General features: G+C 62.2%; 24 protein-coding genes and 2 pseudogenes. 16 read left to right on the top strand and 10 right to left on the bottom strand.

The genetic code is table 11. The features are described 5' to 3' along the window. Window positions 1-102 (top strand): annotated as a pseudogene (locus V6M50_RS18060) (IS5/IS1182 family transposase); the annotation flags it as partial. 251 nt (window positions 103-353) lie between these two features. On the opposite strand, the pseudogene V6M50_RS18055 reads toward V6M50_RS18060, so the two are convergent. Then, window positions 354-653, bottom strand: a pseudogene (locus V6M50_RS18055) (nucleotidyltransferase domain-containing protein); the annotation flags it as partial. A gap of 87 nt (window positions 654-740) precedes the next feature. Beyond that, on the bottom strand, window positions 741-1,064 hold the full coding sequence (locus tag V6M50_RS18050; RefSeq protein WP_332819969.1) for a DUF736 domain-containing protein: 324 nt from the start codon (window positions 1,062-1,064) through the stop codon (window positions 741-743). A 431-nt stretch (window positions 1,065-1,495) separates the two neighbouring features. Between V6M50_RS18050 and V6M50_RS18045 the strand changes: the two genes are divergently transcribed. Beyond that, on the top strand, window positions 1,496-1,789 hold the full coding sequence (locus V6M50_RS18045) for a hypothetical protein (RefSeq protein WP_332819968.1): 294 nt from the start codon (window positions 1,496-1,498) through the stop codon (window positions 1,787-1,789). Between the two features lie 57 nt (window positions 1,790-1,846). Here the strand turns inward: V6M50_RS18045 and V6M50_RS18040 are convergent, their stop codons facing one another. Then, window positions 1,847-2,509: an alpha/beta hydrolase gene (locus V6M50_RS18040; RefSeq protein WP_332819967.1), complete on the bottom strand. Its 663-nt coding sequence runs from the start codon at window positions 2,507-2,509 to the stop codon at window positions 1,847-1,849. Window positions 2,510-3,330: 821 nt separating this feature from the next. On the opposite strand from V6M50_RS18040, the gene V6M50_RS18035 reads away from it, so the two are divergent. Beyond that, window positions 3,331-4,047: a hypothetical protein gene (locus V6M50_RS18035; protein ID WP_332819966.1), complete on the top strand. Its 717-nt coding sequence runs from the start codon at window positions 3,331-3,333 to the stop codon at window positions 4,045-4,047. A 61-nt stretch (window positions 4,048-4,108) separates the two neighbouring features. On the opposite strand, the gene V6M50_RS18030 is transcribed toward V6M50_RS18035, so the two are convergent. Next, window positions 4,109-5,371 (bottom strand): sel1 repeat family protein, encoded by a 1,263-nt coding sequence (locus V6M50_RS18030; protein ID WP_332819965.1) that lies wholly within the window; start codon window positions 5,369-5,371, stop codon window positions 4,109-4,111. Between the two features lie 299 nt (window positions 5,372-5,670). Between V6M50_RS18030 and V6M50_RS18025 the strand changes: the two genes are divergently transcribed. The 5 genes from V6M50_RS18025 (at window position 5,671) to V6M50_RS18005 (ending at window position 9,699) form a co-directional block, all read left to right on the top strand. Then, on the top strand, window positions 5,671-6,231 hold the full coding sequence (locus V6M50_RS18025; RefSeq protein WP_332819964.1) for a hypothetical protein: 561 nt from the start codon (window positions 5,671-5,673) through the stop codon (window positions 6,229-6,231). Window positions 6,232-6,574: 343 nt separating this feature from the next. Next, a complete protein-coding gene (locus V6M50_RS18020; RefSeq protein WP_332819963.1) occupies window positions 6,575-7,096 on the top strand; it encodes a MerR family transcriptional regulator in 522 nt (173 codons plus the stop codon). A 127-nt stretch (window positions 7,097-7,223) separates the two neighbouring features. Further along, on the top strand, window positions 7,224-7,982 hold the full coding sequence (locus tag V6M50_RS18015; RefSeq protein ID WP_332819962.1) for a hypothetical protein: 759 nt from the start codon (window positions 7,224-7,226) through the stop codon (window positions 7,980-7,982). Between the two features lie 66 nt (window positions 7,983-8,048). After that, entirely contained in the window at window positions 8,049-9,044 is a 996-nt protein-coding gene (locus V6M50_RS18010) for a hypothetical protein (RefSeq protein ID WP_332819961.1), read from the top strand. Continuing rightward, window positions 9,037-9,699, top strand: a complete 663-nt coding sequence (locus V6M50_RS18005; RefSeq protein WP_332819960.1) for a hypothetical protein — start codon at window positions 9,037-9,039, stop codon at window positions 9,697-9,699. The genes V6M50_RS18010 and V6M50_RS18005 overlap by 8 nt, the downstream gene beginning before the upstream one ends. Here the strand turns inward: V6M50_RS18005 and V6M50_RS18000 are convergent. Further along, the gene (locus V6M50_RS18000; RefSeq protein ID WP_332819959.1) at window positions 9,682-10,263 is read right to left on the bottom strand and encodes a hypothetical protein; all 582 of its coding nucleotides are present in this window, start codon (window positions 10,261-10,263) and stop codon (window positions 9,682-9,684) included. The genes V6M50_RS18005 and V6M50_RS18000 overlap by 18 nt on opposite strands. Continuing rightward, window positions 10,260-11,282: a bis-aminopropyl spermidine synthase family protein gene (locus tag V6M50_RS17995; RefSeq protein WP_332819958.1), complete on the bottom strand. Its 1,023-nt coding sequence runs from the start codon at window positions 11,280-11,282 to the stop codon at window positions 10,260-10,262. Before V6M50_RS17995 ends, V6M50_RS18000 begins: the two co-directional genes overlap by 4 nt. A 147-nt stretch (window positions 11,283-11,429) precedes the next feature. Here V6M50_RS17995 and V6M50_RS17990 point away from each other — a divergent pair, with 147 nt between their 5' ends. From V6M50_RS17990 to V6M50_RS17965, 6 genes are all read left to right on the top strand, one after another. Next, window positions 11,430-11,843: a helix-turn-helix transcriptional regulator gene (locus tag V6M50_RS17990; RefSeq protein ID WP_332819957.1), complete on the top strand. Its 414-nt coding sequence runs from the start codon at window positions 11,430-11,432 to the stop codon at window positions 11,841-11,843. Next, the gene (locus V6M50_RS17985) at window positions 11,840-13,123 is read left to right on the top strand and encodes a HipA domain-containing protein (RefSeq protein ID WP_332819956.1); all 1,284 of its coding nucleotides are present in this window, start codon (window positions 11,840-11,842) and stop codon (window positions 13,121-13,123) included. Before V6M50_RS17990 ends, V6M50_RS17985 begins: the two co-directional genes overlap by 4 nt. A 36-nt stretch (window positions 13,124-13,159) precedes the next feature. After that, complete coding sequence (locus V6M50_RS17980; protein ID WP_332819955.1) at window positions 13,160-13,987, top strand: bis-aminopropyl spermidine synthase family protein; 828 nt, start codon at window positions 13,160-13,162, stop codon at window positions 13,985-13,987. After that, window positions 13,984-14,580, top strand: a complete 597-nt coding sequence (locus V6M50_RS17975; protein ID WP_332819954.1) for a hypothetical protein — start codon at window positions 13,984-13,986, stop codon at window positions 14,578-14,580. Before V6M50_RS17980 ends, V6M50_RS17975 begins: the two co-directional genes overlap by 4 nt. 62 nt (window positions 14,581-14,642) lie before the next feature. Continuing rightward, window positions 14,643-16,730 (top strand): ATP-dependent nuclease, encoded by a 2,088-nt coding sequence (locus V6M50_RS17970; RefSeq protein ID WP_332819953.1) that lies wholly within the window; start codon window positions 14,643-14,645, stop codon window positions 16,728-16,730. 2 nt (window positions 16,731-16,732) lie between these two features. After that, window positions 16,733-18,616 (top strand): ATP-dependent helicase, encoded by a 1,884-nt coding sequence (locus tag V6M50_RS17965; RefSeq protein ID WP_332819952.1) that lies wholly within the window; start codon window positions 16,733-16,735, stop codon window positions 18,614-18,616. Window positions 18,617-18,647: 31 nt separating this feature from the next. Here V6M50_RS17965 and V6M50_RS17960 read toward each other — a convergent pair whose 3' ends face one another. The 4 genes from V6M50_RS17960 to V6M50_RS17945 all read right to left on the bottom strand — a co-directional run bounded on the left by V6M50_RS17960 (window position 18,648) and on the right by V6M50_RS17945 (window position 23,203). Further along, window positions 18,648-19,244, bottom strand: a complete 597-nt coding sequence (locus tag V6M50_RS17960; protein ID WP_332819951.1) for a hypothetical protein — start codon at window positions 19,242-19,244, stop codon at window positions 18,648-18,650. A gap of 283 nt (window positions 19,245-19,527) precedes the next feature. After that, the gene (locus V6M50_RS17955) at window positions 19,528-19,950 is read right to left on the bottom strand and encodes a hypothetical protein (RefSeq protein WP_332819950.1); all 423 of its coding nucleotides are present in this window, start codon (window positions 19,948-19,950) and stop codon (window positions 19,528-19,530) included. 3 nt (window positions 19,951-19,953) lie between these two features. After that, window positions 19,954-21,408: a hypothetical protein gene (locus V6M50_RS17950; RefSeq protein WP_332819949.1), complete on the bottom strand. Its 1,455-nt coding sequence runs from the start codon at window positions 21,406-21,408 to the stop codon at window positions 19,954-19,956. Window positions 21,409-21,532: 124 nt separating this feature from the next. Next, on the bottom strand, window positions 21,533-23,203 hold the full coding sequence (locus V6M50_RS17945) for a hypothetical protein (protein ID WP_332819948.1): 1,671 nt from the start codon (window positions 23,201-23,203) through the stop codon (window positions 21,533-21,535). 201 nt (window positions 23,204-23,404) lie between these two features. On the opposite strand from V6M50_RS17945, the gene V6M50_RS17940 reads away from it, so the two are divergent. Both V6M50_RS17940 and V6M50_RS17935 read left to right on the top strand, forming a co-directional pair. Further along, window positions 23,405-24,799 (top strand): patatin-like phospholipase family protein, encoded by a 1,395-nt coding sequence (locus V6M50_RS17940; protein ID WP_332819947.1) that lies wholly within the window; start codon window positions 23,405-23,407, stop codon window positions 24,797-24,799. A gap of 31 nt (window positions 24,800-24,830) precedes the next feature. Next, window positions 24,831-26,624, top strand: a complete 1,794-nt coding sequence (locus V6M50_RS17935) for a hypothetical protein (RefSeq protein WP_332819946.1) — start codon at window positions 24,831-24,833, stop codon at window positions 26,622-26,624. Window positions 26,625-26,946: the final 322 nt, after the last annotated feature.

Here is a 26,946-nt window from a genome sequence, read left to right as displayed (position 1 = left end):
CGCCTGAAGGACTGGAGACGCGTCGCGACGCGCTACGATCGGTGCCCGAAGGCCTTCTTCTCTGCCGTGGCTCTCGCCGCAACCGTCATCTTCTGGCTCTGATCAATGAGTCCTGACCCTAGAAACTCGCTGGCGCCCGCAAACCACTGGTCGAAATATTGCTGTGCTTCCTTGCGAGCCTCCTCGGGCGACAACGGCTTCGGCGCATCGAAGGACTGCGTGCCAAGCTGGTAGAGTATGATCCCGTCGCGCACGATATCGATGAAGAAGGGCCGCCCGCGCGAAAGCTGTTGGTTCACGTCGGTCAGGCTGTGGACGATCAGGCCGACGGGGGCCGAGAGCTTCTTCGTGACGCCATAGTCGCGCAGGAAGCGGTCTTCGGCCTTGTACCAGTAATCGACCGGATCGGTGAGCCGCTCGTCGTTGACGACGACGAGGATATCATAATCCGAATAATAGCCACCGACGGGATCGGCGACCCAGTCGCCGCGCGCATAGCTTCCGTAGAGAATGACCTTGAGGATGCGGCCCTGCTTCTTCCACTTTTGCGTGGCGAGGGCCGTCGCATCCTCGAACTCGGCGAAGAGGATTTCGACGATACGTGCGAGGTCCTGCTGCTTGCCGCCGGGAAGATGGTCGAGATCGGTTTTCATGTCTTTCGAATCCTAGCCGAATATTACGCGCTGACAATGGAAAGGGTGAGCCCCGCGCCCGCCGGAACGGACGCGGGGTCTCAGCCCTCAGTCAGCCGGGTTCCAGATGACGGCATAGGTGTCGTCATCGTCCTGACCCGCGGCGCGGCCGAGGTTCGCGTAGAGGCGGCGCGGTCCGAACTCGGGTGCCGCGAGGCTCAGCGAGACGTAAGTCTTGCCCGACACCTCGCCGGCCCGGACCCATCCGGCGCCGATCTCGACGCCTTCGGAAAAGACCCGGAAATCGGGCTGGACATCGTTGCCCTTGGTGCGATTGGGGCTGATCTCGATGCTCGCGCGGATCGAGAGAGTCTTGAGCTGGCCAACGAAGCCCTTTTCGATGGTGCCGTTCACAAAGCCGATAGCTGCCATTGTTCGTCTCCTTCATCGCTGCCGGAGACCATCCCCGGAGCGTGAGCAGGGACAGGCCGGGGGCCATAACGGCGCGCACCCGAAGGGCCGGAGCACATGCGGAGGACGGCCGGCCCGGCACTTTTTTGGACGCGGGAAACGCGTCGGCGCGAGGAGCCCGCACAGCGGGCGGGGAAAAAAGCACCGGGACGGCCGTTGCGCGGCGTTTCGCGCCCGGCCAGACGGCTCACTCCGGCACCGGGATGGTCCCGGCGGTGAAGGACACTAAGGCGCGGCTAAAGAATTTTTGCTGAACGCTTCATCGAAATTGGCATGGTCAACGCCGAGCGGCCGTAGCAAGGCACGCAGGAACAATCACCGGGTTCGCGGACGGGCGATCCACGGCATCCGGACATCGCCGCGGCTACGACAGGCGGATCAGGGGATATGGAATGAACGGCAGGGCGGAGCTTCTGATCGCAGGCGAGCATGGGGATCTCCAGCAGATCGCGGCGCGCAGCGCGGGCATCTGGGTCGGACTGTCGATCGACGATGCCGCACATGCCGCTCTCCGCCGCGACGGGCTCGATCCGGCACGGCTGCGGCTGACGGGGCTTCACCCGTTCGAATATTCCGGCGCAGCGAATGGCGGGCTTCAGGTCGTGGCCTGCGCCAACGATAACGAGACGGCGGAGGCGCTCCTCGACCTGTTCCGGATCTATTTCCTCAGGCGCTTGCTCGCGTAATCAGAGATTTCGGGAACGCGCCGCCGAGCCCCGACCGGGGCTGAAGGCCGATAGCCGTCACGACGATCGGGCGAAGGCCTCGGTTATGAAATCGCGGCCAAGCCGCAGTCCGACCGGATCGACGCTGTGGCCCACGCCGTAGGAGATGTGCGTCGTGACCTCGACGCCAAGGCGCTTGAGCTCGCTTTCGGACATATGGAGCGCGGCAATCGGCACGACCGGATCGGCCGTGCCGTGCACCAACAGCACCGGCGGCTTCGGCGAGGCGTCGTGCGCAAGCCCGAGCGTTCCGGCAAGCATCCCCGAGTAACCGACGATCGCAGCGACGGCTCGCGACCGGCGGAGCCCGACATGAAGTGCCATCATCGTGCCCTGGCTGAAGCCGACGAGCGCCAGATCGGCTTCGGTCAGTTCATATTGGGCGAGCTTACGGTCGATGAAGGCGTCGATCGCCGGCGCTGCCGATGCCGCGCCCGCGGCCAGTGCCGAGGGCGCAAATCCTGACAAGCCCCACCATTGATAGCCCGCGCCCATCATGCTGCAACGCTGCGGCGCGTGCGGCGCAAGGAACAGCGTGTCGGGAAGTGCCTCCTGCCACTGGGGCGCGAGGGAAATCATGTCGGTGCCGCTCGATCCGAAGCCGTGCAACAGCAAGACGATCTTTTTCGGCGGCGCTCCCGAGCGCGGCTTCAGGCTGACCCCATTCACGATCTTCGACAAAGACTATCTCTCTCCGTGTTGTCGAAGGCTATTTGGTCACGGTCAGTAGGCTCCACAAGCTACGAGAGGATCTTCCGGCAATGATGCGACAGTGCCGGACCTTGGATACAACAGCGTTTGGCCGCTTGCGGCCGGTCCGGTTTCAGGTTGGTAGCCGATAAAAGCAGACGGCCTTGCGAGAACCCTCGGCAACGGTCGTGTGCCAGAAGCCCGTCGCTTTATCGGGTCACAACTGTTTTTCAGGAAGATCATCGCTTTGAACAGCCGGGTGCACTGTTCTTCGTCAGCCGGCCAGAATAGATAGCTGCCATGTCCGATTACGAACACACGCCCAACCCAAGCCCCTGGCTTTGGATATGCGCCGGAATAATGACCGGTCTCGGGTCAGCCAGCTTTGTCATCACCGAGCGCCAGTCACCGTCGGACTGGGATATCGTCACAATAGTGATGACGGCTGGACTCACCCTGCTTGCCATCGCTCTGCTCGGTGTCGGCGCGGCAGGGTTCCGGCGGCGTAAGCGTTAGGGCGTCTGGTCGGCTAACGGTCCCGAAAGCCGTCGGTCTTGCCACCGGCGAAGCCATCGACCTATCCGCCGACGGATCAATCGGGGATGCGCGCGAGCGATTATTGCTTCGAGCCGAGATGAACTGGCTCTTCTCATTCGGAGTCGCGCTCTGCAGCGTTATCCTGTTCAGTCAGGTTTTTGGAAATATGATCATCACCCGGCTTTGAAGGCGACAGAATATCCGGAAGCGACGGAAACTACGTCAGGCGGAGCCGCAGCAGCGCTCGTCTATGCTCAGTTTTCGGGAGGGCGGATTTGTCTCATGACGAAAGCGCCTTGCGCGACTTGCAACACGCAGAAGCTTTTGAGAACGCTTTCGCACTCAAGCAATTTGGGGGGCATAAGATAGCAGACTTGATCACCACGCCGATGATGGCTGAACGAAGATATTTATTCATGCTGCCCATGTGGGTATCGGCGATCGAGTGTCTGCTCGAAAACTGGTTTGGCAGGCCGTGCGAACCGGCCGAATCCGGCTGGAAAGGGAATGATATGAAAAGGCTCGGGCTTTTGCTCGCATCCGGCGCCGCGCTCGCCCTCTACGCCGCCGCGACTAACGGCCGGGCCGACGATGGGCAGGCTGCCGCAGATGCCGAGGCCTCCGCTGACGACGCTCAGGTCGCCACAAATCCAGCGCCCGGAATCGAAAGCTTCGGTAAAACGCAATTCATCTTGAGCGGCGATCCGGTCATTCCGCCGAGGGATTATTCCAAAAATGCCGGATATCCACGCGAGGAGGCGCATGGCCCCATCGAAACGGGCCGCGTCTACGATATTCTTTTTGGAGGTATTGAAGGCGGAAGGATGCAGTTTGACGTTCGCGGTTATGCAGCCGAAGATCTGGAGCGACCGGCAAGCAGCCAGCGCTTCAGCTTTCCGGTCGATCAAACGGTGATCGAATTGCGCGATATCACTATCGAAATCGATGCTGTCGAAGCCGGCAGTTTGACATTTCAGGTGCGGAAAAACTGAGCGGAATAGGCGAAAGGCCAGCCCCCTTTTCCTGCAATGCGTCGCCGAACCAGTCGGCAACCTACTCCGACGATGTCGACACGGCACGGAACATCGACGCAAGCTGCCGCCGGACGGCCTGCGCAGCATCATAATCCTCCCCACTTATGGCAAGTTCAGCGCAGGTGCCGATCGGGCCATGTTCGCCAACATCGCTGTCGCACAATTTTATCCAGCTGGCGGCACGTGCAGCCTCGCGACGATATAGCGCGCGGGCTTCATCGCACACGGTCTTGGCGTTGTCCGTGCAGCCCTGTGCGAACGCGATGTAAGCGAGATGGTCTGCCCTGGCCGCATCGCGCGGCGAACGACCGCGCAGTTCGAGCGCCGTCCTGCCCAGAAAGTGGCAACCCTCCGGGTCGATAAGAATTGCGTCGTTGTGGAAGAAGCAGGCCTTCGCGAGCTTCCCAAACGCCTCATCAAGATTGCGCGGGACCCCGGTCCCGGTGAAGGACATCCAGCCGAGATATTTGCAGGCATAAGGCCCCTGGCCGGAATCGTCGCCGGAGCAGGTGCGGGCGAGCCTCTCCTTCGCGCGCGTGTAATCGCGCAGTTGCCGAATATGGAGGTAGAGCTTGCCTGCCTCATAGCAGCCCATGGTGCCGATGCCGGCGTCGCAGGACATGTCGTAATGTTCGAGCGCGCCGCGCAGGTCGCCCCGCCGTGCAGCGCCGACGCCGCGGCTCCAGCAGGTATCGACGTTGTTGTCTGCCTTGCAGGCAGGCGCATCGGCGGCGCGGATCGGCGGGTCGATCGGGTAGTTCGGAAAGGTCACGCCGTCAGACGTCCGCTCGCGGCCCGCGTTGCGCATGCGCGCCAGCAAGCGGTCTGGATTCCTCTCGATGCTCGCCGGAACGCAGGCCAGCTTGGCGAGCGCCTTGCCAGCCCGGCTCACGGTCAGAAGCCCGAACGGGCGCAGAGCGGATGGATCAGGCTGCGCGCCATTCTTGAATCCGGCGGCAAAGCGGTAGGTGGTGTCGCCGTTCGCGAAGGTCGCAATCTCGTCGATCGTGTCGCCCGCACCGTCTTCGCGCCGATAGTCGAGCTCGGCCAGCGGGCTGGACAAAGTCAGTTCTGGCTTTCGCCCGGGGCGGCCATAGCGATAGATCGCCCGGGTGCCCGCAAGCGAAATGGACGCCACCCGGTCCTGCGCCTCGAACCGGCAGCTCAGGACGGTTTCCTCGGCGTGCCATTGAGCCGAGGCAGGCGCCGCGGTCCAGAGACAGGCCGCGATCATGGCGGCGCACAGCCACATCAGGCCATCAACTATGCGCGTCATCATCATGCTGTACATCTCTCATGGTTTGCTTGCCGGAGTGGCCTCCGGATCTTTGGCCGGCGGCCGGGCGAGCGCCAAGGCTTTTTCGGCCTCGGCGGCGGACGGCGTCTTCGGGTCGAGCATGAGAACCCGCTCCAGCAGCGCGATGGCGCGCGCAGCGTCGTGCTCGCGGCCGTTCCCGGTCTGATAGGCCCGCCCGAGCGAGAAGCAGCTCTCGGGCTCGCCCGGGCTGCAGGCTTTGTCGAACAGCGCGAGGGCGCGCGGCGGTCCTTTGGGCCAGCCCGCCGCATATCGGTATCTATCCTATGAAATTCATTGATTATTCGATCAATGTGCGGTCGATCACATTGACGATGCGCAATCGCTGGCTAAGCGGAGCGCGCGATATGCGCTCCAACGAAACAAAGGACGACCCCATGCCCCTATTGTCACGGCGCCCCGGCCCTGCACTCCGCGCGGTTCTGACGATCGCGTTGCTGCTGGTGCCCCAGATATCGCTCGCGCAGAGCTGCAAGGTGGACTTTGCCGCAGTCGAAAAGAGCATAGCAAGGCTCGAACCGTCCTATGCGGACGTACTGTCCGATATCAGCTGCGATGCCCCAACCTTGAAAGCACATCAACTGATGTGCGAATCGTTGGACGAATACCCTGCCGGACTCTGGCACATGGGTCGCCTCGACGACCTTGCCTGGGTTTATGCGAGCGAGAATGCAACCAAGCAGGAAGTCGACCAGAGCAATCCCCCTCGCGATGCCGCCTTTATCGCAAAGCGGGACGCCTGTTCCGATGCCGCGTGTCTGTGTGATCTGCTGATCAGCCACACGAACGATAGCCTCGGCGGAGAATCGCCGTATTCCGCACGTTGAAACCACGGCCCCCGAATGGCTCCGGCGATTTTTCATTGCTGATGATATCCCGGTCCCTCGGCTTGTTCGCATAATCCAGGCTCCATGCCGGCAATGGCCGCGATCTTGCGAACCGCCATTCCAACCGAATCCGGGTGTGGCCGATTTCGGACTGACGGCTTTCAGCATCGGAATCTAACAAGCGGACGTTCGGTAAACCTCGGGGCGCCGACTTTGTCGAAGAATGGTCCGGCCGCTAGAAACGGCGGCGGCTAATTTCCCCACGAACCCGATTGTCGAATCAGCGAGGCCGGAGACCTGATTTAAAATTGAACTTAGCTCTGATTTATGTTTTAGATGCTTCATGCCCAAGGTAAAAGATGCCCTCAATGGTTTCAGCGTGGCTGAAGTTCACTCGATCAGTGGTTTATCCACGCCAATGATCGACTATCTGAAACGCCACGGCTTCCTCCTTCCCGCCTATAGCAGCGCTGACAATCCTCGCGGCCGTGTCCGATACTATTCCTATCGGGACCTTCTCGTCGCGAAGATGATCCAGCGCTTCCGTGATACCGGCGTCCAGCTCTCCCGTCTCAAGATCGCAGCAGAACGTCTTTCTCAGGATAGTTTCTGGCCCGACGGAGAATCTCCCGTGCACGGTCTGAACTGGGTGGTCAGCGATGGCAGCGACGTTGGTTTTCGCAATTACGATCAACTTCATGAAGAAATACTAGGCAACGGACAGAAGGTTTTTGCCTTCGTTCTGAATGTCGGCGAACTTGTTCGGGAAATCCGCTCCAACATTCCTCGCGATAAACAGGCGCTTTTCTCGATGACCGTCGGAGAGCTGCAGTTTGCGCCAACCGGCGAGGCGAAAGCCGCATGAGGCTGTGGTCACCCCGACAACCCCTCACGAAAGTCGGCGGCCGGACGCAGAGAGGGGTCGGCCTGCCCCGGCCCACTTCCTATGCCGAAGCGACCGTTCTAGCGGCGACCCACATTTGGAGAGACACATGAATTACCATCCGCGCAATATCGCGCCCGCTGCCCTCCCTGCGCCTGTCCATGCAGGCGACACTCTCGTGTGCTGGTCGAGGATGCAGGCCGAGGCGGGCCAATCGCTTGACGCCATCGTCCGCCGCAAGGAACTCGAACGTGAAGCCAATGGAGGACTATTCCTGTGGGGTGTCGGCAACGCGCCCTCGCGGCTCGCCCATGTTTTTGCGATGATGCGACAGCCTGTCAGCGCGATTTTCTCCGTCATGAAATCCAAGCCGAAGCAGATCGATGCGGAGGCAAAGGATCTCCTTCTTTGGCGCGCCTATTACGACGCCGCCGGGACGCCACGCCGGTTGCCGGCGGCCTCGGTCGTCACCAGCCGGGCGGGTACGTCGGCAGGCCGCAAACGCGCCCATTATGCGCTCATGTGTCGCAGCGATGATTCATTGCGAATAGACCGCGGCGGCGCCCGCTTCGACCCTCTGGCATTTCGTAACGTCGGGGAGCGCGGGGGACCAGTCGGCGCATCGCAAGTCACTGCCCTCCTCCGTCAGGTCGCGACCCAGCGAGATGATGCCTCCTACGAAGTCAGCATGACAGCGGACCTTGTCGAAGGATATTGGGTCCGTCTCTGCGATCCGGTGCTGATTGGGCCGGCCGAGAAGGCCGAGCTTGATAACCTTTCGTCGTCCTCGTCAGCCGAATGGTCGCTGCTGGCAGCCCGGCTCAAGGATCGGCCCGCGCTCAACCTTGATGACGACCTGCTGGTTTAACTTCAAAGGTTCCCTTTTCGTTCTCTTGGTGCTAAACATCCTCAGACTGAAGGATTGGCAGAGCGATTGAACGCGGAACGCAAAAAACTGACTGACGAGCTTCGCCGCGCGGGCATAAGCAAGTCCGCGATTGAGGCAGCGTGGCCGAGCTGGTGGGATGACACGCTCGCGGCGTCGCCATCGGGCCGTGCCGAGCTCCGATTTGCGATCGCGCGTCGGCTCGGTCTTCGTTCCCAGCCCCTACTCGGCGAACGCGTCGAATTTGTGTGGAACGACGAGGCACGGTTCAAGCATCTGACGGCCGAAGACGAGGCTGCCCAGGCGGCCATGACATCGTTCGGGATGGCGATCGGCAAGTCGTTGCTTCAGTCCGTCGCTGAGGGGCCTGGGATGGACTCGATCGACGCCGGGCGGCTGCGCGAGGCGTTGCTCGCTAGACGAACATATGCGGACCTCGGCGGCCTCCTCTCGACCTGTTGGGCGCTCGGCATTCCCGTCATCCATTTGCGGGTATTTCCGCTCGATGCAAAACGAATGCATGCGATGGTTGTGCACTCGAACGGGCGCTTTGCAATCCTCCTCGGACATGATGCACGCTTTCCTGCGCAGCTCGCCTTCACTCTTGCGCATGAGCTGGCGCATATCATGCTCGACCATCTTGCAGGCGCCCCTGCGCTGGTCGACCTCGAAGATCCAGCGACGGCGAGTGAGCGCGACGATCAGGAGCGCGAGGCCGACGAATATGCCCTGACAGTCCTGACGGGCAGCCCCAAACCGAAGATCGAGACGAGCGTCGATGATTTCAATTCGCCGACACTTGCGCAAGCGGTTCGCGTCGCAGGGCCAGTTTACCGAATCGAGCCAGGTACGCTCGCACTTTGCCTCGCCTATCGGCGCAAAACTTGGCCGGTCGCAATCGCCGCGCTTAATAGGCTCTACCCCGACGTCGGCCCGCTGTGGCAAGAGGTCAACGGCGTCGCGGAGCGCCAAATTGGCTGGGACGCCCTCACTGACGACGCGTCCGACTATCTGCGCAGCGTGATGGGGCTGCCGGATGCGTGAGAGAGTGTTGCTCGACAATGATGTCCTCATCAAGATTTCGGCCTGGCAGCTCGGCGGCCCGCTGACGGAGTGCCTGACCACCGTATTTGGCGCGCCGGCAATGCTGGGTGTCGCCTCATTCGTCATAAGACGTAAGCTTGGGAAAATCGGCCTCCGGGATCCCGCGGCTGCAGAGGCCGCGTTTGCCCGGCTGTGCGATGCTCTGTTGCTGGTTGAGCCGACCGATGAAGAGCTCGAGACGGCGGCGGCGCTAGAAGACGCAGCCAATCGGGCCGACCTTCAGTTCGACACGGGCGAAAGCCAGCTCGCTGCTATCCTTTTGCACCGTGGTGCTGCGCTGCTGGCAACGGGCGACAAGCGCGCCATTGCCGCGCTCGCGGTACTTGCGCCCGATGAGCTTGCAGGTCGCGTCGCATCGCTTGAGGCTTTGCTACGGCAAATCGCGGCGCGGATCGGTATCGAGCAACTGCGCACGCATATCTGCAGCGAGCCGGGGGCCGACCGATCTGCCGCGATCTGTTTTGCCTGCCACCGCAAAGAGGCTATTCTGGCGGCAGAGGTCGAAGCCTGCCTGACGAGCTATCTTGGCGACCTCGCCCAAGCTGCGGAGCCGATCCTCATCAGCGATGCCGCGCTCTCAGCGCTGGCCGCGTAGGAATACCGCATAGGGTTTGCGCAATGTCGCGACGAGGCTGATCGGAATGTCGCGAAGCGGTGCATCGTTTGGAATCTGGGGGCCGTCGAGCATCTCAAGGCACGCCTTGTCGACACGCCCCTTGATATAGCGCCCGCCATTCCGCCCCATACTATTCCCGATGGGCACCTGAGTCTGGTTCAGCGGCAGCTGGAACTCAGCTTTGCGCAGATTGTCGATCCAGAGGGCATAGCGCGAACCTCGGACACTGATTGCTTCGGGGATCTCGTGCCAGTCGGTGCCGTTGACCGAATATTCAGCTGCACTGATTGGGTCCGCGAAATGCTTGGAATTGATTTCTTCCATACATAGTTCGATGACCCCGCCGCGCGCACCGATCGCCTCTCCGAAAGGCTGAACCATGGTGCTCGGATGGCAGGTGCTTCCCCCATAGCCCCATAGGGCATATCCCGCCTCCCGTATTTCCTTGTCCTTGCGCTCGATGATGTCTTCAAGGCTTTCGCGCGCATGCACGCCGACCTTCATGAACAAAATGCCGTCGCCGGGCTTGTACGGTGCGTTCATCGGCTGTCTCCGAACAGTTTGAGCTCATATTCATCGTCATGCGCCTTGCCGTAATTCACGCGGTGGCGCTCGAGGACATAATGGACCCGAGCCTCCTTCGAGCGGCCGTAGAAATTCTCGAGACGGACGGGATCGGTGATCGCGCTGCTGGGCAGCCCCGGCCCCTGATTGCCGGGGAGCGCCGATATGTAGAGATTGCAGGACCGCAGGTCCGGTGCGTCGTCCAGATGATATTCGTGTAGCTTGCGCTGCATCTTCGAGACATAATAACCCTTCTCGGCGGCACGGCGCTGGACGCTCGCGAGAACCTGCTTCGGCCAGTCGAGTTCATCATCGTCAGCGATAACAATCATGCCCTCACCGCCATGGCGGCACGCCTCGATTCCGCGCTCGACGAATATGTTGACACTCTCGCCATTGTTCGAGGCACCCCAGGGCGGATTGGTATAGAAGCAATCATATGGCTCAACGTCCGGGAGCGCATCGAGAACGTTGTAGAGGCGGGCATCGAGATTGGTTATGCTGGCGGCCTCGGCAAAGCGAGTGACGGCGTTGACCGTCCGCTCGTCGAAATCGAACACCGTGATCTGGGCCGGGCCGAAAGGAAGGACCTCGCTTGCCTGCAGATAAGCGACGCATACACTGATCGCATCGCCATCGCCAACAAAGGCGAGCCGCTTGCCATCCGCCCAGTCGGCAACGATCTCGCTCTGGAAGACCATGTCGCCCGACTTCATGTGAATCTGATCGAACTCGCGCAGCGGGCGCGGGCGGTTCTGGACGACATCGGAAATCGCATTGATGGCGCGCCGCAAGTCCACTTGATGGGGCGGCCTCGGAATAACCGGTAAGGGGGTGGCAGGCAGGCGGCGCTTTCGCTTCAACCATGAGAAGAGCGGATTCATGCGGTGTCCGTCCAGAGGCGCGGATGCGCTGATACCTGCGAGCTGGTGTCGATCGTTGCCGGGAGCCTCCTGTTTGATCTCGCGAATTGTATCGAAGCGCGACGTCCTGCGCAATGTTCTATTTTAGTTCCATGGAGCATGCTCCCGGACGGTAGCATGCGATTCATAATCGTCGCTGAAATACGGTCATGCTCCCGATCGGGAACATTGGCCTTGATATTGCCGCCTGTACGAGCTATATGATCCCGTACAGGAGCATGTATGAAGCCACCGAAGTCCGACATCGAGAGGGCCGCAGCCGGCGAAGGAGCGTTGAATGCGTTGCTCCGCGGCCGCGTGTCCGATCAATCCGCGATCTCGGATATCCTCGCGGGTAACCGATCCACACTTAAGGTCGGCGCCGGTAACGAAGCGCCAGACAGGACGCCCGCGAAGCCCGTTGCGCGACAAGCAATACGGTCTCAGCTCCACGCTGTCGCGGATCTCGGCGCGCTCGTGCGCAAGGCGCGCCTGCAACTCGGATTTACCCAACAAAGCTTCGCGGACCTGGCCGGAGTAGGGCGCCGCTTTGTGTCCGAACTCGAAAGCGGAAAGCCTACGCTTGAGGCGGACCGCGTCCTGCGCTGCTGCGCCGCGGCCGGCATAGACATTTTCGCGGAGCTACGCGCGCCATGACCGAACTGGACGTCTGGCTCGAGGCATTCGGCCAACCGGTCGGCCGCATTGTCTCGGCCGATGCCGACGACCTCAGCTTCACCTACAACGAGAGCTATCTCGGGGTTGCCGACGCGCATCCCATATCCCTCTCGCTGCCGCTTGGCGATAGGACCTACCGCAACGGTGTGGCCCGCGCCTTCTTCCAGAATCTGTTGCCGGAGAATAACCAGCTCGACCAGCTGCTCGCGAGAGAAAGGCTGGAACGAGGCGACGTCGCCGCAATTCTCCACCATCTAGGCGCCGACCTCTCCGGCGCATTGTCTTGCCTTCCCGCCGGCTCGGCCCCGGTAAAGGCTCCCGGACAACTGGCCGAAGACTATATCCCGCTCGACGACCACCAGCTCCACGATATTGCTGCACGCCTGGGAAGCAACCGGCCGCTTCCCGGCGAGATACGCGACCCCTCCCCCGTCTCGGGCTTTCAGCGCAAGATCGCGCTGACCCAGCTCCCGGATGGCACGTTCGGCGTACCGCGGCCGGGCACGGGCGTGCCGACGACCCATATTTTGAAGGTGCCCGAGCTCGCGTTTCCCAGGGAAGCCTTTTTCGAAGCCACTTGCGGTAGCCTTGCACATCACATCGGGCTCGATACCGCGCGCTCGCGATCCTACTGGATCGGAGATTATGAGGTCATATTGAGCGAACGGTTCGACCGCGTAATCAGCGACGGTGCGGTCTACCGGATTCATCAGGAGGATTTCGCGCAAGCCGCCGGACTGCCACCGCGGCTCAAATATGAACGAAACGGCCGACCAGACCATCGCTACGACGTGGAGACAATCTTGCGGGTTCTTCGCCAGACCGCGAGCCCTGCGCTCTCCAGCGACGCCTTCCTGCGCGCAACGATCTTCAATCTTGCCATCGGCAATACCGACAATCATGCCAAGAACCACGCCTTGCTCTTTGATCGCGGCACGTCACCGCGTCTTGCACCGCTCTACGATCTGGTACCCATCACGCTAAGTGACGAGCATAATCACAGCCTGTCCTTTTCGATCGGCGATGCGGCGCATCCGGACCAGGTAAACGCCGGGGATATTTCCGAGCTTCTCACACGCTTCGGCCTCGTGGGGCCCGCGGCCCGCCGTTTCATCGAGCAACGACTGGAGCCGATCGTCGCACCGCTTGCGGAAGCCCGCGAGGTAGATGGCGAATGGGCAGCGAGGTTCGACACCGCGTTGCGGGCGCAGAGTAACCGCTTGCTTGATCTGCTGCGCGCGGCAGCTAGGAAGAGCTGAGGGCAACGCGCAAGACAGCACGGGGGAAGAACGTCAATGGCGTCACTCGACCATTGGGATGCGATCAACAAAGTCTCGGACGTCGTCCAGAACCGGCCGCGCCCGCTACGCGACTTCGACCAGATTTACATGAAGACCGGCGACATGGTGCGCCAGTCCGAAGTCGTCGCCGCATGGGCCAGCGATAAACGTCTGGCCTTTATCGGCGACGGCGACGCGGTGAGCATCTGCGTTGCCTATCTTCACAAACGTGGCGTTCTGGACTTCGGTCCGTCGAGGGTCACCGTGTTCGACTTCGACGAACGCATAGTCAATTCAGTCAAACGGTTTGCCGACAAGGAGCGGCTCGACAATATCCTCGATGCGCAACGCTATAACGTCCTCGACCCGTTCCCGGATCCTGGCCGATTCGACCTTTTCTACACCAACCCTCCATGGGGCGAACATAATGGCGGCGACAGCGTTAATGTATTCGCGCAGCGCGGCTTCGAGGCCACCGGATATCAGGGCGAAGGCTTGCTCGTAATCGCAGACGACGACGAGCTGCCCTGGGCGCAGACAGTTCTCGCCAACGCCCAGCGCTTCGCATCGGACCGGGGTTACCGCGTCTCTCAGCTGCAACAGAAGCGGCACCATTATCATCTGGATGTCGAGATACCCTCCTGCAACCTGTTCCTGCGCGCCCTTCCCGGCAACCCGCCTCCCGAGACGCCGTCCGGTCCAATTGAGCCCGCAAGACTCAAGAATTTCTACGGTCTCTACCAGGAACCCAAGGTCCGCTATATCCGGGAGAGATCCCGCCCCGACTATGGGAAGGCGGCCGAGACAGAATATGAACTTGAGTATCTGGAGCCAAAGCCGTGACCGAATTTCTCACCCCCGGTACCGGCCTGTTCTTCATGCGGGTCGGCACGCATGCCCGCGAAAGCCTTGAGCAGATCGTCGAGCGCAAAACCGCGGAAATCGAGAAGCGGGGCTACACATTCTGGGGCTATGGTGGAAACACCTGCCATCCTGTTACCTCCGTGCAGCCCTTTGCAAAGGACCGTAGGGCGTCCGGCAAGTCGCTGTTCCTCTGCATGGAGGAAATGGTGTCGGAGCGCTACTTCGGCGAGCCGTTGGCCGCGGCCGAGTATTCGGAGGACGGCCGGAGCTGGCAGGACATCCCGGCCGACATCGAGGTCCGGGGGTCGCGCTACGCCCTGCGTATCGACAGCCTGCGCAAATCGGACTTCATCCTTCCGCTGGAAGATACGAGGATCCCGGTAGGCCCGTCATCGGGGCGGCCGGGCAGCCGCTTCGTCCAGGGAAATGTCGACAAGGCCTGCCTCGTCGTTGAGCCGGGCGCTGGAATACAAGACGAATATAGTCACCGCAGGATCTCTCTCGTCGCAAACCTGCTGGAACCCTATGCCCTGATGCTCCGGAACTTCCGGCCGGCCGAGCACGAGAGCTGAGCACCGGCTTCAGGAGCGACCTCGCTAGCTAGGGCGACAAGCTGGCAAACAAGGTTTGCCGGATGCGCGATGAAGAGCCGTCGACCTGGCCAAGAAGCAACGAACTGGAAGACCTGTCCATGCATATCGAAACACTGTCGCTGACAAACTTCCGGTGCTTCGGACCAACCCCGACACCTATCGCATTGAGTCAAGGGCTGACCGCCTTCATCGGGGTGAACGGGGCCGGTAAGACAGCGGTCCTGCAGGCACTGCAAAGATTGTTCGGCGTCACCGGTGACCAGCGTAGATTGAGGCGGCAGGATTTCCACATTCCGGCGGCCGAAGCTGCGGCGCCATTATCGCGTACCCTAGCGCTCGAGGTCATTCTCGCCTTCCCAGAACTCGACGCCGGAAACGGTGGCGGGGCCGCGGTGCCGCAATTTTTCCAGCAGATGGCGGCAGATGGCAGCGGCGCGCTCAAATGCAGGCTCCGCCTAGAGGCGACTTGGACCGACGACGGCTCGTCCGAGGGATCCGTCGACCAGAAATATTGGGCGATCCGGACGCTGGGAGACTATGACGATTCCGACTGCATCGATCTAAAGCCTCTAGACCGGGCTCGCATCCAGCTGATCTATGTCCCCGCCTCACGGGATGGCGCTTCGCAAGTGTCGGCTTTCCTGCGCGGCCGGCTCTGGCGTGCGATAAACTGGTCCGCCGATGTCCGTCAGACATTTTCTGAATCGGGCGCCACGCTCAACAGCGCCTTTTCGGCGGAGCCCGCCGTCGACATCGTCGCACAGGCAGTCACGAAGCGCTGGCAAGAGGTTCACACCGCGGGCACGGACACGACGCCGTCCTTCCGGCCGGTGGACTTGCGCTTTCAGGAGTTCATCCGGAAGGTGCAGGTGATGTTTCGTCCGGACGAAGCCGGCCGCGAGCGGGCACTGGAGGATCTGAGCGATGGCCAGCGCTCGCTATTCCATCTTGCGATGACGGCCGCGACCCTTGATGTCGAAGCGGCAATTGCAGGTACAAACGGGGCGCATGGATTTCAGGCCGGAGGCCTGCCCCTTCCCGCGCTTACGCTTATCGCGGTCGAGGAGCCCGAGAATAACCTCGCGCCCTTTTATCTCGCTCGGATCGTACGGCAGATCGAGGATCTGACGCGGGGAACGCAGGCGCAGGCCTTCATATCGAGCCATTCAGCCAGCATCCTCTCGCGAGTGGACCCCGTCCGAATCCGTCATTTCAGGCTCGATTCGGCGGACCGGACAGCACGGGTCCGCCAGATCACTCTTCCGCCCGGCGGCGAAGAGGCCTCGAAGTTCGTCCGGGAGGCTGTGCGAGCTTACCCCGAGCTCTATTTTGCACGTTTCGTCATACTCGGCGAAGGAGCGTCGGAAGAAGTTCTGCTTCCTCGCCTTGCCGATGCCATGAATCTCGACATCGACAGAAGTTTTGTTGCCGTCGTCCCGCTAGGTGGCCGCCACGTCAATCACCTCTGGCGCCTCCTGACAGCACTCGACATCCCGCATGCGACGCTGCTCGACCTCGATTGGGGCCGCGATGGCGGTGGATGGGGTCGTATCAAGACGAGCTGCCAGCAGCTGCTGCAAAACGGAACGCCGGCGGCATTGCTGTTCGGAGCGCAGCCTGATCCCCTGGGCCCTGATGCCAATCTAGCTGCTTTCGATTCCTATGCAGCGACCGATATCCAAGGTCTGAACAACTGGATAAACCACCTCCGGGTCTTCAACATCTTCTTCTCAGCGCCGCTCGACATCGACTACGCCATGCTGAAGGCCTTTCCAGCAGCATATAAAGTCACAGAGCCGGGACGGGTCGGCCCATCGCAACAGGGCGATCCTCGCGGTGCAGTGCTCGGAGAATATGGGCAGGGCCAGCTTTACGACGCTTCGACCGACGACGACCTGCGCTGGTATCGCTACCTGTTTCTCGGGCGCGGAAAGCCGGGGACCCATGTCCGTGTGCTGAATTCCATTTCCGCCGATGACCTCGCCGCCAGCGCGCCGGTGACATTGCGGGATCTTCTCAACTCTATCATTGTCAGGCTATTGCCAGCCCCCGCAGTAGCTCCACATGCGTTCAATATCGCGCCGCCTGCCCCGCCGCCTGGGCCGCCGCCTCCCCCGCCGGCCCCGTGACATTGCGACTCATTGCACCCGACCACTGGCGGCCACGGGGCATTGCCGACCTTGAGCCGAACGCGTGGGCAGCGCTCAGGCACGCAGGATCGGCCGCGATCGTAGCCGGTCCGGGCGCAGGCAAGACCGAGTTCCTGGCCCAGCGCGCCGCCTATCTGCTCGAGACGGGCATATGCCCGGACCCGTTCCGCGTGCTCGCTATTTCGTTCAAGAGCGATGCAGCGGAAAATTTGGCCGCCCGTGTGCGGCGACGATGCCCGCCCGAGCTCGCGAACCGGTTCACCTCACTCACCTTCGACGCATTCACCAAGAGCCTCGTAGATCGCTTCCAGTCGGCAATTCCAGCGCCTTGGCGGCCGACGCGACCCTACGAAATCTGGTTCCCGACGCGGCAACAGACCGAGGGGCATCTTTTAGATGGCCGGTTGGCGGCGCCGGAAGAATGGCAGGCAGAGATTGCAGAGCTTTCGCCCCTGAGTTTTGAATCGCGCTGGGTCGGCACTTATCGGCTTCCCGGCGCTCCGCAACTTCCGCAGTCGGGGACCGAATTCGCAGTGGATCGGTGGTGGTCGAAAATGCTGCCGGCACAGCCGCGGTCGGTCATGACATTCACTGCGCTGAACCGACTTGCGGAACTCCTGCTTCGCGCCACGCCCCATGTTCGCCGCGCTTTGCAACTTACTTATCCTTTCGTCTTCGTCGACGAATTCCAAGATACGACCTACGCCCAGTATGATTTTCTTTTGTCCACATTCCACGGCTCGGGCGCAGCGATCACGGCAGTGGGGGACGACAAACAGCGGATCATGACCTGGGCCGGAGCAAGGCCCGACTCGTTCCAGCGGATTCAAGCCGATTTCCAGGCTATGAAAGTTCCTCTCCTTTTCAATTTCCGTTCTTCCCCGGAGCTTGTACAAGTGCAACATGTGGTGGCACGGGCCATCGAACCCCAAGCTTCTGCTGGGATATCCCAAGCCTCGCGCCAGATAGACGGAGACGCCGTACAGGTCTGGCGAAGCCAAATCCGAGATCAGGAAGCCCACCATCTGGCTCAGTGGCTGACAGCCGATATGCAGGCGCGCGGGCGCGACCCGCGCGATTACGTCGTTCTGGTCAAGCAGAAGGCCGACGTGTTCGCGGCCGAGCTTTCCGGACGTCTGCAGGAGGCGGGGCTGACGCTGCGCAATGAGGCACTCAGCCTGGGCCGAACGACCCTCCAGGACCTTCTGAGCGATCCTGCCGCAAGGCTTGCCGCAGCGCTGCTGCGGCTCGGCGCAAGCGGAAGGGCACCTGAAGCTTGGCGATATTGCTCTTCGGCTCTCCCCGACCTCCGCGCGCTCGCCGCAGGCGACGTGGTGGGTCAGCATCGTGCCGAGAAGGAACTCGGCAGTTTTATCGCATCCCTTTGGCACGATATGTCCGGATCGATGCCGACGACCGCGAACGCGGCTGAACTCGCCCGACGGGCATTCGAGTTTCTGGACCTCGCAGCGATACGGAGAAGCTATCCGGACTATGCAACGGGAGAGCTGCTCGACATTATGATCGAAGCCTTCGGAAAGCACCTCGACGCATCCACTGCGGGAGCCGTCGACTGGGCGGCGGCGATCGACGCATATGAGGGCAAAGACCAGATCCCAATGATGACGGTACATAAGAGCAAGGGGCTGGAGTACGACACCGTCATCTTCATCGGCCTCGACGACCAAGCATGGTGGGCGCATTCTCCGGGCAATCCGGAAGGTCTATCGACGTTCTTCGTTGCACTGTCCCGTGCCAAGCAGCGCGCGATATTTTCATTCTGCGAAGGTCGAGGGCAAAGACAGAAGGTCGCCGAGTTGTTTCAACTGCTTACCGACGCGGGCGTTCCGGAGATAGTCATCTGACCGGACAGGCGCCGGCCCCCGAGACCCGCCCTCAAAAACGATGCAATCTCGCAATTCCTCCTAGTTTGCCGATAGAGACGAGAACGCATTCATCTTCGGACGTGGCGTCGGGCTTCAGGGGTAGCGCGATCCTGAACTCCTTCTGCGAGGCGTATTCGGGTGGCTTGATCATCACCACTCGTTCGGGAACCGCCCAGTCCGCGCCGGGGATCTTGTCATAGGGCCTGTATTCGGTCTCCCCGCAAACGACCGCGGCATAATCGAGCCTTGAGGCCTTGGTCGCTCTCGCCTGCAGTCGCGCGACGACGGTGTCGGGGTCAGCAATTTCCACACAAAAGGGTCCCAGTTCGGCTGCCCGTTCCGACGAAAGTTCGCTGCTCATACAATATACAAACATGTTTTGCGCGGCCGTCGAGAAGCTGATGCCGGAAAGCTTCCTCCCATCAGCAACCATCGTAATCTCGATACCCTCGTGAGGCTCATAATGAAGCGTCCCATCCTTGGGATCACCGCGTACTCCGCCGTCTTCGAGCTGACGATAGCTGGCCAGCGATCCGAATCGCATGTCGCCTTTGCGGATGAACGAGTTGGCAAAGCGTTCGTCAGTAAAATACTTGTAGAGCGGCATCGCTAGCTCCTCATTCGAATGGCTGCTTACGGTCCCTGGGCTGCGGCGACCAGAACGACCGACATCAGGCGCAAAGCGGCTGCGCATGGGCGAGGCAGCCATCATACCTCCCGCTCGGCAAACCGAGCAATGTCGATCGGCTCGCTACAAAGAATTCTTCGCGACCGATGCGCCCCGCAATCGGACGAACAGCACCTTGTTCGACTCGGCGCCGACATTGATGTCGCCGGTATTCATGGCCGCGATGCCAATTTCGCGCCTGCCCCGTTAAGCGCGCCGCGGCTCAGTTGAGCGGAATGATGCAATTCTCATAGTAGAGATGGGGCGCTAGCATCAGATGCTCCGGACGGTCGGAGCGGATGATACGGATCCATTCGGGGGCGTGGTTCACGCACGAGGTGTAAGCGCTCTGCGTGCTGTTGACCTGTCCAGGCTCGAACGAACAAACAAGGTGGACGTAGTTGTCGACCAGCCAGCGGATATCGCCTTTCGAACCGCGGAAATTTGCGGAGAACGGCGACAGTATGTCGACCTCGATCCCGCGCGCCGTGATCACCCTCTTCGTATAGGCGTTGAGCGGCCCAGGGGTTTGCCCCTGCGCGTAACTGCGTTGCGCGACGGTCGGGCATAGCGGCAGTCGGGTGGTGGCGCAGCCCGACAGGAGCAGCGCCACCAAGCCTAACGTGCCCATTGGCAGAGCACGCACGCCTCATTCCTCCGTCAGGATCGCGGCGAAATCGGCCAGCACGGGAGCGACGAGCGCCTTGACGCTGTCTTCGAACACCGTGACCTTCTTCACCGCGAAGCCCACGAAACGCAGCGTCGCGTCGTCGTCCGTGATCGTCAACGTCGTATCGCTCTGATCGACCTTATGCTCCTTGACGTTCTTGCTGTAGCTGCCCGATCCGCCGAAGTTGATGCCGAACGAGCGGAAGCCGCCGCCGCCCGAGGCGCTGAACGAGCTCTTGTAATCATAGGTCCATTTCTGCGACGACTTGAACTTCGTGCTGAAGCCGCGGACCATGATCAGCGCGGTCGGGTAATAGAGCAGCGAGCCTTTGGGGCCGAAGAACTCGGCGAAATCATGCGGGTTCTCGCGGACCCTTTTGTGGGTGAACAGCAGCGGCCGGAACCAGGTCGGAAAGCTCATATTGACGCGGAACGCGGCCTTCGCGCCGAGCTGGATCGAAGTCGCCTTTCTGAAATCCTCCTGGATTTCAGTGTGCTGCGAGGCATTGGCGCGCACGCGGATAAACGACCAGCCGCCGCTTCCCGATGCCTTCCAGTCGGTTTCGATCGACTTCGATTCCTGGGTCGATCGGTCGAAGGTCGCATCGAACGCGCCGGCGCCGCCGGTTTTGATCGTCGCAAGGCTCTTGTCCGGCGAGGCAACATGGCGATCGTCGAACAGCGCAGTCGAGCCGAGCGGCAGGATCGCCAGATAGTTCAGATTGAAACGGTCGCCATCGTCATAGAGGTGATCCGGATGAATCGGATAGCGCAGCCGCACCGCCGGATCGCTATAGGCGAACTCGGCGTCGATGATCTCGCGATCGCTGGGCTCGGGGAAGGTGCGGTCGAGGATCGTGCGCTTCTCGACCTCGGCAATGCGGATCGCCTGCATCTTGGCTTCGATGTCGCGCCGGTAGCCGAAGCTCGACGACCATTGCACGTAGGCATTGCGGTCGCCGATCTCGTAGCCCATCGCCTGTGCATATTGCGTCCATTCGCTGGTCTCGCGGATGGCGAGCTGCCGCGCCTCATATTTGCGGGCGTCGGTGATCTTGTCGAGATCGGCGAGGCGCAGCTGGTCGGCGGGGCTCAGCACCGCGACCACCGCGAAGGTACGCAGCTTGCGCAGGAAGCGGCCATAGACATCGGTGAGCGTCGTCAACCCGGTCGCGACTTCGCCGCTCACCGGCGAGGGTTCGATCGCGAGATCGGAGCGCCGGAGCAGATTATAATAGGACCACCAGATATAGCCGCCCTCGCTGGCCTTCTTGTCCGACAGGTCGATCGTGTCGGCGACCAGCTTGAGCTGGAGATATTCCTCGGTGGCCAATCCGCCGACCTGCGCCTTCAGCAAGTCGTAGTAATTGTCCAGGCTGATCTTGAGGGCTGTGCCGAAGGACACGTCCTGGATCGGGCTGTCGGGTGCATACATTGAACGCCTCCTGTGGATATGAGCGTGCGGCGTTGAAACTCCGCAACGACTCGTATCCTCGGCGCACAGGGGTCCGTTCGGCGTGAAAGCCGCGTGTGGAACAGCGTGAAAAGCGACGCGGCCCCTAGTCGTTCGACGCAGCGCGCACCAGCAACGGTGTGTCGGCAGCGGCCTGCAACACCGATTCGAGCATCTCGCGGTCGCCCGGCCGGCGTAATTGCCGCGCCAGCGCCAGCCCGCCGCCCTGCAATAGCGCGATGGCGCGCGCACGCGCATCTTCCATGCCGAGCAGGTGCCCGGTGACGCACAATCCCAAGGCCGTCGGCGGGAACCCGGGCGTGGTACGCTCGGCCTCGCCAAAGAAATGATACGCCTCGTCGACGTCGCCTTGCTGGAGCTTGGCGAAACCGATGCCCGCCAGCGTCTGGCCGAGCGCCCCCGTTGCCGGATTGATCCGCAGTGCCAGTTCGAAGCGCTCGGACGCGCGTACCGGTTCGCCGCGCAGCACATCGACCCATCCGCCCCAGAACAACGTCGGCTGATACGCTGGAAGCAGCCGCAGCGCGCGGTCGATAATGCGGTCGGCCATATCCATATCGCCGCCGATATTCATCAGCGTGCCGACGCAATAGCCCAGTGCTTCGACATTATCGGCGCCATAGCGCATCGCTGCCTGATAATAGGTGATCGCGCGATGCCGGGTCGCTTCGCGGTCGGGCGAATAGTGCATCAGATAGGCGATGCTGCTGCAATAAGCCGCAAGCGATGCCGACCAGGGACATGTGGGATCATCCGCAACCAGCTCCATCGTCAGCGTCAGCGCTTCGTCGATCGCATCGCCCTCCCAGCTGCGGAACAATGCGTTGGCGCGCCAGAAACGCTCATAATCCCCCGACACAGGTCCGATCAGCCGCAGGCTGCGCTGGCGCTCGGCGCTATCGACCTTCGTCCAGATTTGCGGGGCGATGCGGCCGGCGATTTCCTGCTGAAAGGCGAAGCTACCATCCGATTGACCGACAAAAGTGTCGGACCAGAATTGCTCGCCGCTTTGCCCGTCGAGCAGCGAGGCCAACACGCGCAATTGCCCGCCGTCGGATAATATGGTTCCGTCGAGCAGATAGCGCACGCCCAGCCGCGCCGCGATCTCGGTCGGCGTGCAGCCTTGCTGGGCAAGCAGTCGCGCCGCAGCGCTGGCAATGATGAACAGCTGGGGATAGGCGCTCAGGCACACGCCAATCTCGTCGGCCAGTCCGGCTCCCAGCCAGGCCTGCGGATCGGGACCGCGCACCGTGAACGGCAGCACCGCGAGCGAGGGCTTGGGAGGCGGCATCAATCGGCTGGCCGATGCCAGCGTCTCGCGCGCGCTCGGCAGTTCCGCGCCGAAAACCTCGTGCGGCGCGGGCAGCGGCGTCCCGATCGGAGGCGGCGCCCTGTCGATGATGTCGTGGACGCGTTCGCGCTCGCCGCGCAGCCAGTCCTCGAATTCTTCGCAATCACGCAGGTCGATGCCTTCCAGAAAGTCGCCGGGCAGATGCGATCGCCGGTCGGTGCCGTCGATCCCGAGCGCGAAGAGGTCGACATCGATGCGGTCGATGGCAACCGCGACCCTTTTGGTCTCGCAGATCAGCAGTTCGCCTGCGCCGTAATCGGCGAGCGTCTTGCGGAGGTTGGACAACTCGCGACGCAGGCTGTCCTGCGCCTGCTTGGCCGAACGCGAGCCCCATAGCATCGCCTCGAGCTTGCGGCGCGCACGCACGCCGCCGGGGGAGGCCACGACGAGAGCGATCAGCGCCATTGCCTTTTCACTGCTGATGGCGATGCGACAACCATCCGGCGCAAACAGACCAAATGGGCCGACCAGATTCAGACGGTACCGCATATCCCCCCTGCGGACATACTTAGCACGTCTGCCGGGATGCAACAGGCGCTTTCACGCTTTTTGGACGCTGGGGCATAGTAGAACGCTGGCGGGCCATGTCGAATCAGGGAGCCGGACGTGAAACGCCTCATGGTAATATCTGCGATGCCGCTACTACTCGGCGGATGCATTCATCTCGATGCCAAGCCGTTCGACTTCACGTGCGGCCAATTGCTCGACGCCTATAGCGAAACCTATCAGGCGACGCCCCTGTTCGCCGAACTGCAGCGCGATGGCGGTCTCGACGAATGCACCGCCGACCCCGACGGCAAGCCCCGCTGCACCGACGCCAAGCCGCACGCACTGGATGGCGCCGCCTTCCCGATGTCCGATCCAATCATCGCCGCGCTCGCCGAACGGCGCCGGAGCCCGACGAGCCTCGTCGCGCCGGACGAACCGGCCAAGGTTTTGATGCTCTCGGGCGGCGGCAGCTGGGGCGCGTTCGGCGCCGGCTATCTGGAGGCGCTGGGGCGCAACGACTGGACGGTCGTCACTGGCGTCAGCACCGGGGCGTTGCAGGCGCTGTTCGTCGCCGCCGGCGATTATGCTGCGCTGGCGAAAGCTTATGACATTGCCGATGAGACCGATCTTGCCAGGTCGAATGGCCTGCGCGGATTCCTGTCGAAAGGCTCGCAATATTCGATCGCACCGCTGCGCACCAAGGTGCTTGCCTATCTGCTGCCGACGGACGGCTCGGAATCGCCGCTAATCCGAATGATCGAGCCCGGCCGCCCGCAACTCTCGATCGCCATGGTCGAGGCGCGCAGCGGCGATTTGAAGGCCGTGCACATTACGCGGATGCTCCGCGTCGAACTCGGCGGCAGCACGCCCGACCGAGCCAAGCTCGAGCGCGTCGGACAATGCGTCGCTGGCGTTGCCCTGGCGTCGAGCTCGATTCCCGTTCGCCTCACGCCGATCCGGATCGACAAGCACAGCTATGTCGATGGCGGCGTGCGCAGTTCGGTTTTCGACAGCGGCATCGCGCGCCGGGTTGGCAGCTACGCGGCAAGCCTCGCTGCCGGCAAAGCGCCGCACATCTATGTCGTGCGCAACGGGCCGACGATTGTGTTCCACGATGCCTTCGACAAGAAAGACCCCGAGACCGCCGCTGTCGATGCGCGACCGGATATCTTGCGCGTCGGCATGCGCGGCTATTCCACGATCGTGAACCAGAACGAGCTGATGTCGATCGCCGCACTCCGGCTAAACTATCTCAAGGGCGATATCAGCGTCATATCGGCGGACGGATTCAACGCCCCGCCCGACGCGCCGGCCAGCCAGCCGCGCCAACCCGGACCGGACACCCCTGCTCGCCCGACGCCATGCGGTCCGCGTCCCGAAGCACTGTTCCATGCCGGCTTCATGCGCTGCCTGATCGGTTGGGGTGCGTGGAAGGCGAAATATGGCCCTGACTGGATCGCACTGAGCGGCGCTGCGGCACCGGCGCCCGCGCCAGCCATCACGCGGCGCTGAGCGCGCGATATCTGAACAAAGGAGAGACCCGATGCCCACGATCCGGTACCGCAGGCATGTATCCTGGTCCAACTATCACCTTACCCTCGGCACGGTGCCGCCCGGCGGCAGCGATCCGTCGATGATCATCGACACGGTTGCCACGGTCGATGCCGGCGATCTGACCCAGCCATCGGGCCTGGCGCGGTTCGCGGCGAGTGGCGCCGCGCTGTTCGAACACCTTGAGGCGATCGAGCAGATGCCGTCGGCATCGCGGGCTGCGGGCACAGTCGGCACCACCGGCAAGGCGTGGAGCTTCTCCGGTTTGATCGGGGCTTCGGATCGCCAGCTGGATTTGACCGGGCTGGTGGGCATAACCGAGATGGGCGCGGACGAACTGGCCAGCGATGCGGTGGTCGGCGCTGATCGGATCGCTCTGGTCGGCGGCGGGACCCTGCTCGCCGATATTGCAAGCTGGGCCGAGGCACGCGACCGCACGCTGTGCACCAGCGGCACGCATCTCAAGCCGACCATCGCCGGAGGTTTCGCGACCGCCAGCCACGGCTCGCGGCTCGGCTATGGCGGCCTTCAGGATATGGTGCTGGGCATGCATCTGATCACCGGCAGCCGCGAGCATGTCTGGATCGAACGCAAGACCGGCCCCGTCCTGAGCGTGGCGGGGCTCACCAAGCTGACGATCGACGGTGTGCCGGTACGGGTCGTGCGCGAGGACGAGCGCTTCGAGGATGCGCTGGTCCATCTCGGTGCAATGGGTATCGTCAACGGTGTTGCCGTCGAGCTCGCCGACAACCAGCGGTTCGCGCTGATGCAGCGGCTGCTGACCATCACGCCCGATTTGCTCGACGAAATCGGCGGTGGCCATTTCGACCGGGTCGCCCGGCGCCTCGGCTGCGCGACCGCACCGGCATTTTACGAGTTGACGATCAATCCGCATGCGCCCTTTTCCGATCCGGCCGGACATATCTTCTACTTCCCGACGCATAAGGTGCCGCTGTTTCCGGCCGGAAACGCCGGCATCGAGCGGCCGGCGGATGTCATCGCGCGGATCGGCGAGCTGATGCTTGCCTTTGCCAGCCAGCCATTGGCGGCGCCACCGACATCGGCGGTAGCGGCCAGCGCGATTCCCCCTTGGGTCCTGCCGGCGCTGCTCAAGGGCGCGGACTCCGTCTTCGCTTTCTATCTGGACCTGAAGAACTTCGAAGCTGCCGATTCGCTCTTCGATCCCGATGCGCCCGAGCGGCCCGCCTATCTGTGGAGCGAGCTCCATGGCGGTGAAATTACCGGCGGCGAACCCGGTGCTCTATACAACGCATCCTTCGCCATTCCCCTGGACCGCGTCGGAAAAGCACTTCCTGCGATCTGTGCGGCAGTGGCCCAATTAGCCGGATCGTTCGTGTTCACGCTTCGGTTCGTGGCCAAGCCGGCCGGAACGCTGGCGTTTACGCGGTTCGACCAAAATGCGGTGATCGAGATCGACGGGCTCTCGCCGTTGATTTGCCGGAAGGCCGCGCAGGGCGTCGATCCCGACCTCCCACAAGCGGGAGAGCTTCTGCTGGCATTGCAGGAACTGGCGGGAACGCTGCCCGCCGGCGCGGCGGCAACGCGCGCGGCGTTGAACCGGGCCGGAATCCCCTATTCGATGCATTGGGGCAAGCTGGGTGACCTCGATCGCGCGAAAGTCTATGCGGATTTTGGTCATCCCCTCGATACTGACTCACTAATCCGCCAGTGGCGCGGCACGCGCGACCATTTGCTGACGCCCTTCGCCAAATCGGTATTCTGGAATCCGGCGCTCATCGACTACGGCCTGCTCGACCCAGCCTGACGGGAGGACGAATGCTGATGGGATTTCCATGTTCAAGTCCAGGCCCCGGCGAAGCGCCCAGCCCGTCAGACCAACGTGCACCACCGAGATCCTGGACATTGGGCCAGATTAAACTCGACTCATGCCGCGCCTTTTGACTGGAGGCCCGCTGTTTCCACTTGCCGCCCGGCAGCAGACGGCAGACCACTACGTGACGAACGGCTGCTGTCGGAATCGACGTCGGACCGGGCCAGCGACTGCTTACGGGCGCATTCCTGCCGAGCCGCTCTTCGGCTCAAACTGGCCGTTCGGAGACCGTCCGCTTCTGCCCGAAAATCTCGGA

The sequence above is a fragment of the Sphingopyxis sp. genome, assembly GCF_036675685.1.
Lineage (GTDB): Bacteria > Pseudomonadota > Alphaproteobacteria > Sphingomonadales > Sphingomonadaceae > Sphingopyxis.
Note: the sequence above shows the minus strand (reverse complement) of the source record. Positions and strands in the feature narration are given on the sequence as shown.